11 protein-coding genes, 1 pseudogene and 1 riboswitch are annotated in these 13,573 nt (G+C 71.8%); of the genes and pseudogenes, 9 read left to right on the top strand and 3 right to left on the bottom strand.

The window, feature by feature from the left end; translation table 11 throughout:
* Positions 1–96: 96 nt before the first annotated feature.
* A complete protein-coding gene (locus ACFXBC_RS11550) occupies positions 97–969 on the bottom strand; it encodes an aldo/keto reductase family oxidoreductase (protein WP_385021927.1) in 873 nt (290 codons plus the stop codon).
* Positions 970–1,074: 105 nt separating this feature from the next.
* Between ACFXBC_RS11550 and ACFXBC_RS11545 the strand changes: the two genes are divergently transcribed.
* The 6 genes and pseudogenes from ACFXBC_RS11545 to ACFXBC_RS11520 all read left to right on the top strand — a co-directional run.
* Positions 1,075–1,938, top strand: a complete 864-nt coding sequence (locus ACFXBC_RS11545; protein ID WP_385021924.1) for a LysR family transcriptional regulator — start codon at positions 1,075–1,077, stop codon at positions 1,936–1,938.
* A gap of 165 nt (positions 1,939–2,103) precedes the next feature.
* Positions 2,104–2,289: riboswitch (cobalamin riboswitch) on the top strand.
* Between the two features lie 224 nt (positions 2,290–2,513).
* On the top strand, positions 2,514–4,013 hold the full coding sequence (locus ACFXBC_RS11540; RefSeq protein WP_385021921.1) for a CoA-acylating methylmalonate-semialdehyde dehydrogenase: 1,500 nt from the start codon (positions 2,514–2,516) through the stop codon (positions 4,011–4,013).
* Positions 4,014–4,018: 5 nt separating this feature from the next.
* On the top strand, positions 4,019–5,167 hold the full coding sequence (locus ACFXBC_RS11535) for an acyl-CoA dehydrogenase family protein (RefSeq protein ID WP_385021918.1): 1,149 nt from the start codon (positions 4,019–4,021) through the stop codon (positions 5,165–5,167).
* Positions 5,164–6,231 carry an enoyl-CoA hydratase/isomerase family protein gene (locus ACFXBC_RS11530; RefSeq protein WP_385021915.1) on the top strand — a complete coding sequence of 356 codons (1,068 nt, stop codon included), beginning with the start codon at positions 5,164–5,166 and terminating at the stop codon, positions 6,229–6,231. The genes ACFXBC_RS11535 and ACFXBC_RS11530 overlap by 4 nt, the downstream gene beginning before the upstream one ends.
* A complete protein-coding gene (mmsB, locus tag ACFXBC_RS11525; RefSeq protein WP_385021912.1) occupies positions 6,225–7,157 on the top strand; it encodes a 3-hydroxyisobutyrate dehydrogenase in 933 nt (310 codons plus the stop codon). The genes ACFXBC_RS11530 and mmsB overlap by 7 nt, the downstream gene beginning before the upstream one ends.
* A gap of 17 nt (positions 7,158–7,174) precedes the next feature.
* Positions 7,175–7,303 (top strand): annotated as a pseudogene (locus tag ACFXBC_RS11520) (enoyl-CoA hydratase); the annotation flags it as partial.
* Between the two features lie 108 nt (positions 7,304–7,411).
* Here ACFXBC_RS11520 and ACFXBC_RS11515 read toward each other — a convergent pair.
* A complete protein-coding gene (locus tag ACFXBC_RS11515) occupies positions 7,412–8,005 on the bottom strand; it encodes a TetR/AcrR family transcriptional regulator (RefSeq protein WP_385021909.1) in 594 nt (197 codons plus the stop codon).
* Between the two features lie 128 nt (positions 8,006–8,133).
* On the opposite strand from ACFXBC_RS11515, the gene ACFXBC_RS11510 reads away from it, so the two are divergent.
* The 3 genes from ACFXBC_RS11510 (at position 8,134) to ACFXBC_RS11500 (ending at position 12,692) form a co-directional block, all read left to right on the top strand.
* Positions 8,134–9,246 carry an FAD-dependent oxidoreductase gene (locus tag ACFXBC_RS11510; RefSeq protein ID WP_385021906.1) on the top strand — a complete coding sequence of 371 codons (1,113 nt, stop codon included), beginning with the start codon at positions 8,134–8,136 and terminating at the stop codon, positions 9,244–9,246.
* Between the two features lie 279 nt (positions 9,247–9,525).
* Positions 9,526–10,473 (top strand): oxygenase MpaB family protein, encoded by a 948-nt coding sequence (locus tag ACFXBC_RS11505; protein WP_385021903.1) that lies wholly within the window; start codon positions 9,526–9,528, stop codon positions 10,471–10,473.
* Positions 10,455–12,692, top strand: a complete 2,238-nt coding sequence (locus ACFXBC_RS11500) for a tetratricopeptide repeat protein (protein WP_385021900.1) — start codon at positions 10,455–10,457, stop codon at positions 12,690–12,692. Before ACFXBC_RS11505 ends, ACFXBC_RS11500 begins: the two co-directional genes overlap by 19 nt.
* Before the next feature lie 86 nt (positions 12,693–12,778).
* Here the strand turns inward: ACFXBC_RS11500 and ACFXBC_RS11495 are convergent, their stop codons facing one another.
* Entirely contained in the window at positions 12,779–13,501 is a 723-nt protein-coding gene (locus ACFXBC_RS11495) for a DUF4232 domain-containing protein (protein ID WP_385021897.1), read from the bottom strand.
* Positions 13,502–13,573: the final 72 nt, after the last annotated feature.

Genomic DNA, 13,573 nt, shown 5'->3' with positions numbered 1-13,573 from the left:
GCACCTCCCCCCCCCCCCCCGCGCCGCGGGGCCCGCCCCCCGCGCCCCGCCCCCCCCCCCCCGGGGGGGCGGACGGCGCTACTTTCGAAACGCGCCCTAGTGGCCGATCTTGTCCAACTCCACGAGTTCCTCGTCGGAGAGCGAGAGTCCCGCACCGGCTGCGTTCTCGCGCAGGTGCGCCACCGACGAGGTGCCGGGAATGAGCAGGATGTTCGGCGACCGCCGCAGCAGCCAGGCCAGGGCGACCGACATCGGTGTCGCGTCCAGCCGGGTGGCCACGGCGGAAAGTGCCGTGGACTGCAGTGGGGTGAAGCCGCCGAGCGGGAAGAAAGGCACGTAGGCGATGCCCTTGGCGGCGAGTTCGCCGATCAGCTCGTCGTCCTGACGGTAGGCGAGGTTGTACATGTTCTGTACGCACACGATCGGCGCGATCGTCTGCGCCTCGGCGACCTGTTCCGCCGTCGCGTTGCTCACTCCGAGGTGCCGGATCAGGCCCTGCTGCTGGAGTTCGACGAGGGCCGCGAAGGGCTCGGCGAGCGAGCCGGGCCGGGGACCCGTGGCGTCGCCGAGCCGGAGATTGACCACGTCGAGCGAGTCGAGGCCGAGGTCCTCAAGGTTCTCGCGTACGGCGCGGCGCAGCTCCTCGGGCTGCCGGGCAGGGATCCAGCCGCCCTGCTGATCGCGGACCGCGCCGACCTTGGTCACGACGTGCAGTGACTCGGGGCAGGGGTGCAGCGCTTCACGGATCAGCTGGTTGGTGACGCGCGGTCCGTATGCGCCGGCGGTGTCGATATGGGTGATCCCGAGGGCGGCGGCCTCGCGCAGGACGGCGAGCGCGCCGTCACGGTCGGCAGGAGGGCCCATGACCCCGGGGCCGGCGAGCTGCATGGCGCCGTAGCCGAAGCGGGTGACGGTCAGATCGCCGAGGGTCCAGGTGCCACCGGGCAGGGACGCGGAAGGTCTGTTCATGGTTTCGCTCATGCCGTCGATGTTCGCTCGCGGACAGGCGGCGCATCCAATACCGACACAGCGCCCTGTCATACCCGGTAGGTATCACAGAGATACGCTGTGGCCATGGACACCCTGGAGACCCGTGAGCTGAGGTACTTCGTGGCCGTCGCAGAGGAACTGCACTTCGGCCGCGCCGCCGAGCGCCTCGGCATGGCCCAGCCACCGCTGTCCCGGGCGATCCAGCAGCTCGAACGGCGCCTCGGCGTCTCCCTGCTGGAACGCAACCGCCGCGGCGTCTCCCTGACCGGCGCCGGAGAGACGCTGCTGCACGAGGGCCGCGCAGCACTCGACGCGACCACCGCTGCCGCCCGCCGCACCCGTCGCGCCGGCGGCGCCGGCAGTCCGGGCGGCCCCCGCAACCGCCTGGTACTGGCAGTGAAGGCCGGCGCGTCCCACGAGCTGATGCGCAAGCTCCTAGACGCCTACGCGGCCGAGCCCGACGCCGCTGAGATCGAGGTACTGCCGAGCGGCACATGTGAGCAGGGAGAAATGCTGCGCGACGGCCGCGCTGATGTGGCGCTCATGCACGCGCCGTTCAATTCCCTCGCCGGGTTCGACAGCGAGGAACTGATGGCCGAGGGACAGATCGCGATCCTGCCCGCCTCACATCCCCTCGCCGCGCAGAGGACGCTGTCCCTGGCGGACGTCAGCGACATCCCCGGTCTTCCGCTCGCCCGCTGGTCCCGCCGCGGCACGTACCCACCCGGCCCGGGCCCCGAGATCCACGACCAGACGCAGCTGGCCCAGCTGATCGCCCTCGGACGCACCGTGGCCGTCTTCCCCGAGTCGGCCAGCGCCTGGCTATGGGCCGAGCACACGGCCGTGCCCCTGACCGACGCACCCCCCGTCGTCACCCACATCGCCTGGCCCGCGCACAGCCGCTCCCTCGCCCTTGCCGGACTGATCCGCACGGCCACACGGCTATGACCCGCTGACTGCCCACTACGGCCTCGGGTACGAAAGGGTCAGCCAACGCCTCAGCACGCTGCGGCGGTCCCGGCCGCGAGGTGCCCCGTACCCGCTGACCGGGAAGCAGCCGGAAACCGACGCCTGGAGCGACACAGCCGGGGCGGGGGGTGGACTTACTAGGACGTCCAACTATATCTTCGTGGCACAAGGTCCGCGGTGCAGGGAAGCCGGTGTGAATCCGGCACGGTCCCGCCACTGTGACCGGGGAGTGTGCTGCCATCCACACGCCACTGGCGATTTCAGCCGGGAAGGCGGGCGGCACGCGGGGATCCGGGAGTCAGGATACCGGCCGCGGAATGTTCCGTGTTTTCCACGAGGATGGAGCAGACACGCATGGCACCGGTCCGTACGCACACCCACGACCCTGGTGATCCGGCGGAGCGCACCCGACTCGACGCGCGCTCGTAGAACTCCGCGGCCGCGAGCCGCTGTTCGCTGTCCCACGGCAGCCCTCCCGGCAGCACGCCCGTCCGCGTGCTCCCGGCGATCTGCCGTGCCGTCCCCGGATCCCAACCTGACGAGAGCAGGCAACCATGGTCCGTGAACTCACCCATTTCATCGGCGGTAAACACACCGCCGGTACATCCGGTCTCTTCGGCGACGTGTACGACCCCAACACCGGCACCGTCCAGGCCCGGGTCCCGCTCGCGGGCCGCGCCGACACCGAGGCGGCCATCGCCGACGCGGTCACGGCGCAGCCGGAATGGGGGGAGTGGAATCCGCAGCGCCGTGCCCGGATCCTGCTGCGCTTCCTCCAACTCGTCGATGGGGAACGTGACTCCCTGGCCCGGCTGCTGTCCGCCGAGCACGGAAAGACCGTCGCCGACGCCCACGGTGATATTCAGCGCGGCCTGGAGGTGGTGGAGTTCGCCGCTGGTATTCCGCACCTGCTGAAGGGCGAGTTCACCGACAACGCGGGCACCGGCATCGATGTGCACTCGCTGCGCTCCCCGATCGGAGTGGTCGCCGGCATCACGCCGTTCAACTTCCCGGCGATGATCCCGCTGTGGAAGGCGGCGCCCGCTCTCGCCTGCGGAAACGCGTTCATCCTCAAACCGTCCGAGCGCGATCCGTCCGTGCCGCTGCGCCTGGCCGAACTGTTCCTGGAAGCAGGTCTGCCGCCCGGTGTGCTGAACGTCGTCAACGGTGCCAAGGAGGCCGTCGACACGCTGCTCGATGACCCCCGGGTCGGCGCGCTCGGCTTCGTCGGCTCCACTCCCATTGCCGCACATATCTACGCGACCGCCGCCGCTCACGGGAAGCGCGCCCAGTGCTTCGGCGGCGCCAAGAACCACATGATCGTCATGCCGGACGCCGACCTCGACCAGGCCGTCGACGCCCTCATCGGAGCCGGATACGGGTCCGCGGGTGAACGCTGCATGGCGATCTCGGTGGCCGTGCCGGTCGGGGAGGAGACCGCCGACCGGCTCGTCGCCGCACTCAAGGAGCGGATCGCCACCCTCCGTATCGGCCGCTCCGACGACCCGGAAGCCGACTTCGGCCCCCTCGTGTGCCAGGACGCCCTCGACCGGGTCCGCCGGTATGTGGACACCGGAGTGGCCGAGGGCGCCGAACTCGTCGTCGACGGGCGGCAGTTCTCCCTGCCCGGCCACGAAGGCGGCTTCTTCGCGGGGGCGTCCCTCTTCGACCGGGTCACCCCGCGGATGCGGATCTACCAGGAGGAGATCTTCGGGCCCGTGCTGTGCGTCGTACGGGCCGCCTCCTACGAGGAGGCACTGCGGCTGCCCAGCGAGCACCCCTACGGAAACGGCGTCGCGATCTTCACCAGGGACGGCGACACCGCCCGCGACTTCACCCGCCGGGTGGACACCGGCATGGTCGGCGTCAACGTCCCCATCCCGGTCCCCGTCGCCTACCACACCTTCGGCGGCTGGAAGCAGTCCGGTTTCGGCGACCTCAACCAGCACGGCCCGGACGCCATCCGCTTCTACACCCGCACCAAGACCGTCACCTCGCGCTGGCCATCGGGTGCCAGGGAAGGCGCGAGCTTCACCCTTCCCACCATGGGATGAGCGCCATGACCACCACATCGCTCACCGAAGTCCAACAGGCCCTGGTCGAGACCACATTGGACTTCGCGCAGGATCATCTGGCGCCCCACGCCCTCCGGTGGGACCAGGACAAGTACTTTCCGGTCGAGGAGCTGCGCAAGGCTGCCGGGCTCGGTCTCGGCGGCGTGTACGTACGGGATGAGGCGGGCGGCAGCGGACTCTCCCGCGCCGACGGTGTCCTCGTCTTCGAGGCTCTCGCCTCCGGCTGCCCGTCCATCGCCGGCTACCTCTCCATCCACAACATGGTCGCCTGGATGATCGACCGCTACGGCGACGACGACCAGCGCGCACGGTGGCTGCCCCGCCTCTGCGCCATGGATGACCTCGGCAGTTACTGCCTCACCGAACCCGGTGCGGGGTCCGACGCCGGGGCGATCCGCACCGGCGCGGTGGCGGACGGCGACCACTACGTCCTCACCGGAGTGAAACAGTTCATCTCCGGTGCGGGTGCCTCACAGGTGTACGTCGTCATGGCACGTACGGGTGGAGAAGGCCCCGACGGCATCTCCGCGTTCGTCGTGGACCGGGACGATCCCGGCCTCTCCTTCGGACCGAACGAGAAGAAGATGGGCTGGAACGCCCAGCCCACCCGCCAGGTGATCCTGGACGGAGTCCGGGTACAAGCCGACCGGATGCTCGGGCGGGCGGGCGACGGCTTCCGGATCGCCATGAGCGGCCTCAACGGCGGCCGGCTCGGCATCGCCGCCTGCTCCCTCGGCGGCGCCCGCAGCGCCCTCAGCCAGAGCCTGTCCCATCTCGCCGACCGGGAGGCGTTCGGGACCCGGCTGCTCGACGCGCAGGCCCTGCGGTTCCGCCTCGCCGACATGGCCACCGAACTCGCCGCCGCCCGCGCCCTGGTCCACCAGGCGGCCGAGGCCCTGGACCGTGGCGACGCCGGGGCACCGCAGCTGTGCGCGATGGCCAAGTGCTTCGCCACCGACACCGGTTACTCCGTCGCCGACCGCGCTCTCCAACTGCACGGAGGCTACGGGTATCTGCACGAGTACGGCATCGAGAAGATCGTCCGGGACCTCCGTGTCCACCAGATCCTGGAAGGAACCAACGAGATCATGCGCGTCATCGTGGCCCGCGGACTGACGGAGGCGTTCCGGTGACCGCCGACGAGGGACACGTACTTCTCCGCACCGAGGGCCGCGCGGCGCACCTCACGCTCAACCGGCCACAGGCGCTCAACGCCCTCACCCACGCCATGGTCCGCCGTATCGACGAGGCGCTGACCCACTGGGAGACCGATCCGGCCGTGCAGACCGTGATCATCACCGGCGCCGGCGGGCGCGCCCTGTGCGCGGGCGGCGACATCCGGTCCATCTACGAGGACGCACGCACCGGAGGAACCGCGTCCGCCGCGTTCTGGCGGGACGAGTACCGGCTGAACGCCCGGATCGCCCGCTACCCCAAGCCGTACGTCGCCGTCATGGACGGCATCGTGATGGGCGGCGGCGTCGGGGTCTCCGCCCATGGCAGCGTCCGTATCGTCACCGAGCGCTCGCGGATCGCGATGCCCGAGACCGGGATCGGTTTCGTGCCCGACGTGGGCGGCACTCATCTGCTCGCCCTCGCCCCCGGTGAACTCGGCACCCACCTCGCCATGACGGGCACCCAGATCGGCGCCGGTGACGCCCTGTTGTGCGGACTCGCCGACCACTTCGTACCCTCTGACGACCTGCCCCGGCTGCTGGCCGATCTCGCCACACAGCCGGTGTGGGACGCGCTCCAGCTGTACGTGGGCGACCCACCGCCCGGCGAGCTGGCGGACCAGCGGGCCTGGATCGACGCCTGCTACGGGGCCGGCACCGTCGAGGGGGTCGTCGCGCGGCTGCGCGGCAGCGGTACGGGCGCCGCCGAGGCGACGGCCGACACCCTGGCGGCCAGGTCGCCCACGGCCCTGAAGGTCACCCTCGCCGCGCTGCGCAGCGCACGGCGGCTCGGTCCGCTGGAGCGTGTGCTTGAGCAGGAGTACCGGATCTCCTGTGCCGCACTCGCCTCGCACGACCTGACCGAGGGGATCCGCGCCCAGGTCATCGACAAGGACCGCAACCCCCACTGGGCCCCGGCCACCCTGGCCGAAGTCACTGACACCGAGGTGGCGCGCTACTTCGCACCGCCTGCCGCAGGCGAACTCCGCCTGACCGTAACCGCACAGGAGGTGCCGTGGTGAACAGCGGGCGCACGATCGGCTTCATCGGACTCGGCCACATGGGCGGTCCGATGGCCGCGAACCTCGTCGGGGCGGGGCACCGGGTCCTCGGCCACGACCTGATGCCCGAGCTGCTCGCCACGGCCGTCAAGGCCGGGGTGGAGGCCGCCGGGTCGTCGGCGGAGGCCGCCGCGGTGGCGGACGTGGTGATCACCATGCTGCCCGCGGGACGCCATGTCCTCGGCCTCTACCGGGCGGAGCGGCTGCTGGCGGCAGCCCGGCCCGGCACCCTGTTCATCGACTGCTCGACCATCGATGTCGCCGACGCGCGCGGCGCCCACGAGGCCGCGTCCGCCGCCGGAATGCGGGCTCTGGACGCGCCGGTCTCCGGGGGAGTCGTCGGCGCCGGGGCCGGGACGCTGACCTTCATGGCGGGAGGCGGCGCAGCCGAATTCGCGGAGGCCGAACCACTTTTGGCGGTCATGGGCAGGAAGGCGGTCCACTGCGGCGGGCCAGGCGCCGGGCAGGCCGCGAAGATCTGCAACAACATGATCCTCGGGATCTCGATGATCGCGGTGAGTGAGGCGTTCGTCCTCGGCGAGAGCCTGGGCCTCTCCCCGCAGGCCCTGTTCGACGTGGCCTCCACCGCGTCGGGACAGTGCTGGGCCCTGACCGTCAACTGCCCGGTGCCGGGACCCGTGCCGGACAGCCCTGCCAACCGCGACTACCGTCCGGGCTTCGCCGCTCCGCTGATGGCCAAGGACCTGGGGCTTGCGGCCGGAGCGGCCAGGGCCGGTGGTGTTCACGCGGAACTCGGTACGAGAGCCGCTGAGTTGTACGCCGCCTACGCCGAAGGGGCCGGGGCGGACGAGGACTTCTCCGGGATCGTCAGAACCATCAGGGAGCGGTCGGTGGCGCACTCGGCGCAGGACGGAGAAACCGTATGACCACGGAGCCGTACGAGATGACCACAGAGCCGTACGAGACGATCCGCGTCGAGCGCAAGGGGCGGACCGCGCTCCTGACGCTCGACCGGCCCGAGGCCCTCAACGCGCTCAACCTCCAGGTGATGAACGAGGTCGTCGCAGCGACGGCGGATCAGAAGGAGGGGATGGCCGCCTTCGTCGACAAGCGTCCGCCTGAATTCACGAACGGCTGACGTACGAGGCCTTCCCATCGTCGTGACTCTCCCGGGCCGGGGTCAGTCGCCCGGCTGGACGGCCGCCCAGCCGTGTTCGAGCAGCGCGAAGATCTCCTCGGCGGCTCGGCGCGGTTCGGCGTGCCCGAGGATGAGGCCGCGGGCCTCCAGGGCGAAACGGGCCAGGGCGGCGCAGCCGATGTCGTCATCGGGCGCACCCGCGGCCTCGGCGATGGCTCCCGCCAGGGCCGCTTCGTGGCGCGTCCACATGCGGTGGGCGTACTCCCGCAGCGCGGGGGTCTCCTGCAACAGGCGCGTGAAGTCGGCGAACCTGGGATCCGCGGCATGGAGGGCGAACCGGGTCTGGGCCAGCAGGAGGTGTTCGCGCAGCGCCTGGGGGACCGACTGGCCCTCGGGGCGCTCACGCACCGCGGCCACGAGTGCTTCCTCCAGGTCGTCGTCCTGATCGAAGACCAGGGCCTCCTTGCTGGAGAAGTGCTTGAACAGGGTGGTCACCGAGACATCGGCGCAGTCGGCGACGTCTTTGACGCCGACCTGGTCGTAGCCCCGCTCAAGGAAGAGTTCAAGGGCGGCGTCAGCCAGGGACTGGCGGGTCTGGGCCTTCTTGCGCTCGCGGCGCCCGGTCGGTTCGGTCACGCACACACCCTAGCCCCACGTGTATCCACTACGAAAGTGTAGTCATTGCACATATGTAGCGAGTGTGCTTTCTTGGTGATGCCTGCCGGGCCTCCCGGCGGCTCATCCACCTTCCGAGGGACGCTCCCATGAACTCCGCTCGTGACCCCCGTATCGCGATTGTCGGCGCCGGCCTCGGCGGCCTCGTCTGCGCCCGGGTCCTCCAGCGGCACGGCCGCTCTGTCACCGTCTTCGAACGAGAGGCGTCCGCCGACGCCCGACCACAGGGCGGCAGCCTCGACCTGCACGCAGGCACCGGCCAGGCCGCGCTGGATTCGGCGGGGCTCCTCGACCGGTTCCACGCTCTCGCCCGTCCCGAAGGGGAGGAGTGGCGCGTGCTCGACTTCGCCACCGCCGCGCTCCTGGCGCAGCAGGGTCCTTCCGCTGCCGGGGGAGGGCGGCCCGAGATCGACCGGGGCCAACTGCGCGGTCTGCTGCTCGACTCGATCGCCGAGGGCACGGTGCGGTGGGACCGCGACGTCAGCGGAGTCACCCCACAGGCGGACGGCACCTGCCGCCTGCTCTTCGGTGACGGCGCAACCGAGGACTTCGATCTGGTGGTCGGTGCCGACGGCGCCTGGTCCCGCGTCCGCCCTGCCCTGTCGCCCGCCGTACCGAGCTACACCGGGGTCACCTACGTCGAGACCGGGTTCGACGACGGCGAGACCCGCCACCCCGGACTCGCGCGGCTGGTCGGCAACGGATCGATGCTCGCCAAGGGGCCCGGCAGGACCCTGGTCGCCCAGCGCAACAGCAACGGCCACATCCGCGCCTACATCGCGCTCCGCGTGCCGCAGGACTGGCATGTGACCGCCCGTGTCGACCTCGGCGACCGGCGGGCCGTGCGGGCGGCACTGCTGGAGATGTTCGACGGATGGGACGAGAGCCTGCGCTACGTCCTGCGCGGCGGCGACAGCGGATTCGTCAACCGGTCGCTGTCCGTCCTGCCCGCCCCGCACACCTGGGCGCACATACCCGGCATGACGCTGCTCCGCGACGCCGCGCATCTGATGCCCCCGGTCGGTCTGGGCGCCAATCTCGCCATGCTCGACGGCTCCGACCTCGCCCACGCCCTCGTACGGGAGTCCCGTGTCGATGACGCCGTCCGCGCCTACGAGAGCATCATGCTGCCGCGCTCGGCCGAAGCCGCGACGGGCAGCGCACAGGGGCTCGACCGGCTCGTTCCCGCGACGGCCTCCTGAGCGACCGCCACTGCCGCCGCGACCGCCAACACTCCTCTCCACCGTCCCGCGCCGCCCGTCGCCTCATCCCTCACCGCGAGGCCGTGCGCGCCGCGGGGAGTGGTGCGCCGCGAACCCGGGCATGCCGTACGTGGGGGACATGTGACCCAGGAGGTCCGGGCCGGAAGCCGGTCCGGGAACGGAGGCGGCCGGCCGAGGGCGACCGGCCGACGGCACCCAAAACCGGGTGACCGGCGGCCGGCCGGGACAGCGAGCGGCCAGGCGGAGCGGAGTGACGGCATGAGCGAAGGACCGCGGACGGCAGGCGGACCCGACCCCGGCCTGTTCGGTCCCGGGTCGGTGACCTGGCAGGTGCACGCGGACCCGGTGATGTGGATCGCCGGGATCCGCGCCCTCTACCTCCAGGCGCTGCACCCCCGCGCGGTCCGCGGCGTCATCCAGAACTCGGACTTCCGCCAGGACGCCTGGGGCCGGCTGCTGCGCACCGCGAGCTTCGTCGGCACCCTCACCTACGGCACGACCGCCGCCGCCGAGCAGGCCGGCGCCCGGGTCCGGCGGATCCACGGCTTCCTCGGCGCCACCGACCCCGCGACCGGGGAGCGGTACGGCGTCGGGGAGCCCGCGCTGCTGCTCTGGGTGCACTGCGCCGAGATCGACTCGTATCTCACCGTCCTGCGCCGCTCCGGTGTCCCCGTCAGCGACGCACAGGCCGACCGCTACATCGACGAGAACCGGCAGAGCGCCCGGCTGGTCGGGCTCGACCCGGCGGAGGTGCCCGCGGACCGGGCCGGACTCGCCGCCTACTTCGAGTCCGTACGCCCCGAACTCGCCGCGACCCCGGAGTCCGGTGAGGTGGACGCGTTCCTGCGCAGGCCCCCCGTGCCCGCCGTTCTCACTCCGGCGCGCGAGGTGTTCTGGCGGCACGTGGCCGGGCTCGCGTACGCCGCACTGCCTCCGTACGCCCATGAGCTCTACGGGAGGCCGGCGCCGGGTCCTGAGACCGTGACCCGGCGGCTCACGGCCACCGGCAACGCCCTGCGCTGCATCCCGGACCGGCTGCGCTGGCAGCTGCCACCTGGCCATATTCTGAAGGCCATGGCGCGCCTGGGCCCCGGCAGCCGTCCGGCACCGTACAAACTCCGGACACCGGACGCCATACTGGACGGGCCGGGGACGGCGCAGCGACGCGACGGGGGCGACAGTACGAGATGGCGGACACCAGGCTGATCCACGGCCGGTACCGGCTGCTCGAACCGATCGGGCGCGGGGGCATGGGCGAGGTGTGGCGGGCGCGTGACGAGTCGCTGGGCCGCCATGTCGCCGTCAAATGCCTCAAGCCGCTGGGGCCCCAGCACGACCAGTCCTTCACCCGGGTGCTGCGCGAGCGCTTCCGCCGCGAGGCGCGGGTCGCGGCCTCGCTCCAGCACCGCGGGGTCACCGTCGTCCACGACTTCGGCGAGTACGAGGGTGTCCTGTACCTCGTCATGGAACTGCTCGACGGCCAGAACCTCAGTCAGCTCCTGGGCGCGAACGGGCAGCGGCCGCTGGCGGTCCCCGATGTCGTGGACATCGCCCGGCAGGTCGCGTCCGCCCTCGCCTACACCCATGAGCAGGGCATCGTCCACCGGGACCTGAAGCCCGCCAACATCATGCGGCTGACCGACGGCACCGTGAAGATCTGCGACTTCGGCATCGCACGGCTCGGCCACGACATCGGCTTCACCTCCCGGCTCACCGGCACCGGCATCGCCATGGGGACCCCGCACTACATGTCGCCCGAGCAGATCGGCGGCGGGGAGATCGACCACCGCAGCGATCTGTACTCGCTGGGCTGTGTGCTGTACGAAATCGCCACCGGGGCGCCGCCGTTCGACCTGGACGACGCGTGGGCGGTCCTCGTCGGCCACCGGGACACCGAGCCCGAGCCGCCGCGCAGCCACCGCCCGGAGCTGCCGGACTTCCTCGACCGGGCCGTCCTCGATCTGCTCGCCAAGACCCCCGAGGGGCGCCCGGCCGATGCCAGGGAGTTCGGTCTGCTGCTCGGCCCCGAGACGCCGTCGGCCGGGCTGACCGTGCCCGGTGTGCCGGGCCCCACCGTGCAACTGCCCCCGCCTCTGCCCCCGTTGCCGCCCTGGACCCGGTCCATGACGACCGGTCACAAGGCCACCGGTACCTGGACGGTCACCTCCACCCCGACCGACCGGGCGACAGCGCTCACCGGGGAGTGGACGACCGCCGGGCCGCCGCGCGACGCCGTGGCGGTCCCCGTGCTCTCCACCGGGCAGCGGCCCACACCCCCGCCCGACCTGGTGGCCGCGCTGACCGGGCGCCACAACGCGGGGCTCAGTCTGAGCAGGCTGGGCCGCTGGTCGGAGGCGGGCGAGGTGCACCGGGCCGTGGCGGCCGAGCGGGAGTACGTACTCGGCCCAGGCCATCCCGACACTCTGGCCAGCCGTTACGAAGTGGGCTTCACGCTGAGCCGCACCGGACGGGCGGCCGACGCGCTGCACGAGTTCACCCGGGTCGCAGAGGGCCGCGAGCGGGCCCTGGGCGCCGACCACCCGGACACTCTCGCCGCCCAGCAGGAGGCGGCGTACGTCCTGGGGCAGCTCGGACGGCACTTCGAAGCGCACCAGGTGTACGCGTCGGTGCTCGCGGCCCGGGAGCGTTCCGTCGGCCCCGACCACCCGGACACACTGCGCTGCCGGCACAACCTCGCCTTCAACCTGAGCAGGCTCGGGCGGCTGGAGGACTCGTACCGGATGGCGTGCGAGGTCGCGGACGCGCGGGCCGCCGTGCTGGGCGCCGCACACCCGGACACCCTGCTGACGCGGTACGAAGTCGCTTACACACTCGGGCAGTTGGGGCGCTGGCCGGAGGCGCTGGAGATCTACCGCGAGGTGGCGGCCGGCCGTGAACAGGCGCTGGGCGCCGACCACCCCGACACCCTCGGCACCCGTTACGAGGTGGCCATCAGCCTGGGCCGGCTGGGCCGCAGTGCGGAGGCGCTCGAACGGCTCGGCGCGCTCGTCGCCGACCGCACCCGGGCCCAGGGGCCGGCCGACCCGGAGACCCTGCGGGCCCGCCACGGCCTGGGGGTGAACCTCGGCCGCCTGGGCCGGTGGGATGAGGCGCTCACCGAGGCGCGCGAGGTCGGCGCCCTGCGGGAGGAGGCGCTGGGTGCCGACCACCCGGACACCCTGGCCAGCCGACGCGAGATCGCGGTCGGCCTCGGCTGGCTCGGGCGCTGGGCGGACGCCCTCACCGTCTACCGGGCGGTCGCGGAGGCCCGCGAGCGGGTGCTCGGCATCGACCACCCCGATGCGCTGGCCAGCCGCAACGACGAGGCCCACTGCCTGGAGCAGCTGGGCCGCGGCGACGAGGCCGCCGAGTTGTACCGCCAGGTCGCCGAGCGTCGCCGGCAGCGGAGCGCGCCGGGGCTGTGAGCCGCCGCGTGCGTACCGGCCGGGGTGGGGAAGCCGGGGCCCTGTCCGGCTCGGGAAGGTCCCGGCGACCGCAGAGGAGCCGGGTGTCAGGACCCGATCGGGTTGACGTATGTCGCCGGGTGGGTGGCGCCGTCCTGCTTGGTGACGGCCCCACCGAACGGCCACTTCAGCGAGAACTGCGTCCTCTCGTCGGGCGGAGTGATCCGCACCAGACTGGGCACGAAGGCGCCCGCCCCCTTCTCCGTGGTCGCGCCGAGCGTGATGCTGAAGTCGGTGGTTTCCCCCGGCGCGAGGGAGATGGTGGTGACCGGCTTCGAGGAACGCTCCAGTGACCAGGTGCTCGGGGAGCCCTGATCGCGGATCAGGTCGACGCCGGGAAAACCCGACAGGGTGCAGGTGGCCTTGCCGGTGTTGGTGAACGCCACCGACGCCTGGGTCTGTTCGTCGCCCTGCATGTCCGGTACGGCGTCGCCGCCCGTGGCGAAGGCCGCCTTCAGACCGGCGGTGTGGCAGCGGGACGAAGCGGAGCCACCGGCTGCCGTGCCCTTCCCGTCGGTGGTGGAGGAGCCGTTCGCCGTCTTCGTACCGCCGTCGGCGCCCGAACCGTTGGACGTCGAGCTGTCCGAGCTGCCGGCGGCCGCGCCCTTGCCGGAGGTGGCGCCGTCGGACGAGGAGGCCGCAGAGGAGTCCGCGGAGGAGGAGCCCTTCTCGTCCGACGAGGAGGAACAGGCCGCTGCGCCGAGGCTGAGGGCGGTGACCGCCAGAAGCGCGGCCATCCGGCGGGGGAGTCGGTTCAGCTGTGTGGTCATGAGTGTGGAGCCCCTGGCATCGTGGATAAGGATCTACGTCCGTTTACCACGCTCCGGCCTTCCGTGCGGTTG

Source organism: Streptomyces sp. NPDC059398, assembly GCF_042751845.1.
GTDB lineage: Bacteria > Actinomycetota > Actinomycetes > Streptomycetales > Streptomycetaceae > Streptomyces.
Note: the sequence above shows the minus strand (reverse complement) of the source record. Positions and strands in the feature narration are given on the sequence as shown.